At 34.2% G+C, this 1,265-nt stretch carries 1 protein-coding gene, 1 tRNA gene and 1 pseudogene; 2 read left to right on the top strand and 1 reads right to left on the bottom strand.

Annotated features, from left to right (window positions below):
- On the top strand, positions 1–256 hold a 256-nt coding region (locus HG1285_RS20075), incomplete at its 5' end, for a hypothetical protein (RefSeq protein WP_008289511.1).
- A gap of 159 nt (positions 257–415) precedes the next feature.
- On the opposite strand, the gene HG1285_RS00975 is transcribed toward HG1285_RS20075, so the two are convergent.
- Positions 416–487 (bottom strand) — tRNA-Cys (locus HG1285_RS00975).
- Positions 488–599: 112 nt separating this feature from the next.
- On the opposite strand from HG1285_RS00975, the pseudogene HG1285_RS00980 reads away from it, so the two are divergent.
- A pseudogene (locus HG1285_RS00980) lies at positions 600–1,265 on the top strand (threonine--tRNA ligase); the annotation flags it as partial.

Raw genomic sequence — 1,265 nt, 5'->3', positions numbered from 1 at the left:
AAACAAGATTAAAAAAGAAAGAGAAGAAATAGAAAAACTCAAAGCCGAATACAACCAGCTTGTGCAGGAACTCCGACAAATCCCAACCTACGAAGAATACAAGGAACTCAAACTCAAATACGACCTCTTAACCTCAATTTTAGATGTATTAATGATAGATATGGAAAAAGCAAAGCCATATATAGACATGATGTTCAAAAGAATAGAATGGGTTAAAAACGGAGTAAAAGTTGGAGACAAACTCGTCAAATTTTAAACAAACTGGGGCGTATGCCCCATTCTTTTTCTGGGTGAAAACTGGGTGCAAAAATGCATCCATTTTTTCTGGAATTTCTTGGAATTTTCTGGAATTTTCTGGAAAGGGTATTTTTAGGAAATTATTGATATTTCTTGTTTAGATATTGATTTTATTGAAAGGCGGAGGCCGGAATCGAACCGGCGTATAAGGGATTTGCAGTCCCCTGCCTTACCACTTGGCTACTCCGCCGTGTTTAGGTATTACATTATATCATAAGAATGTAAATTTTCAATTAGTGTCAAGGCTTATAAATTGTTAAAATATTTATGCACATGAATTTAAATAGGAGGAAGATTAGTTAATGATAAAACTAAATATTGATAAATTTGGTGAATTCGAATTTGAAGACGGAATAACAATTAAAGAAATAATACAGGCTTTAGAAGGAGAAGGAAAGAAAATAAAAAATGTAGTTGGCGGAGTTTTGAATGATGAAATTATAGATGTCCATACTCCTATAAGGCAAAGTGGAAACCTTAGATTCTTAACTCCGAAAGATAAAGAAAGTCTTGAAATTCTTAGACATTCACTTGCTCATATAATGGCACAGGCTTTAAAAGAGCTTTATGGGACAGATAAAGTTCATCTTGGAATAGGCCCAACAACTGATGTTGGATTTTTCTATGATGTTGAAGTTGAAGGCAAAAGGTTAACAGAGGAAGACCTTCCTGTAATTGAAGAAAAAATGAAAGAAATAATACAAAGGGACTGCCTTATTGAAAGACAGGAACTTCCAAGAGAAGAAGCCTTACAGCTTTTTGAAAATATGAAAGAAATCTATAAAGTGGATTTAATCAGACATGACATACCAGAAACAGCTCCTATTTCTATATACAAACAGTGCGATTTTGTTGACCTTTGTAGAGGTCCTCATATTCCATCTACAGGGAAAGCTCCAACATCATTTAAACTCTTTTCCATAGCCGGAGCTTACTGGAAAGGTAAAGAAACAAATCCTATGCTTCAA

Source organism: Hydrogenivirga sp. 128-5-R1-1, from assembly GCF_000171895.1.
Note: the sequence above shows the minus strand (reverse complement) of the source record. Positions and strands in the feature narration are given on the sequence as shown.